Raw genomic sequence first — 264 nt, forward strand, 5'->3', positions numbered from 1 at the left:
GTATAGAAGCGTCTTTGTCTCTCGACTTTGGCCTTTTTGCAGACCAACTAGAAGGTTTTGGTACTATCTTGAGTGGTTCGTACAACGACAGTGAAGTGAAAGAAACACCAGATAGCGATCCAACCACGTTACCTGGCCTTTCAGAAAAAACCTTCAATGCCACGGTTTACTATGAAAATGCTGGCTTCGAAGCACGTATTAGCTCACGTTACCGTAGTGACTTCTTAGGTGAAGTCACCGCAATCAGCTTGACTCGTGTAAACG

Annotated in this window: 1 protein-coding gene; it reads left to right on the top strand. The window is 44.7% G+C overall.

Going from position 1 to position 264, the window contains the following annotated elements:
• Positions 1-264 (top strand): hypothetical protein (locus tag AAEZ00_RS21505; protein WP_351089972.1); only part of this gene is annotated, 264 nt, incomplete at both ends.

Source organism: Shewanella sp. S1-49-MNA-CIBAN-0167 (assembly GCF_040310145.1).
Lineage (GTDB): Bacteria > Pseudomonadota > Gammaproteobacteria > Enterobacterales > Shewanellaceae > Shewanella > Shewanella psychromarinicola.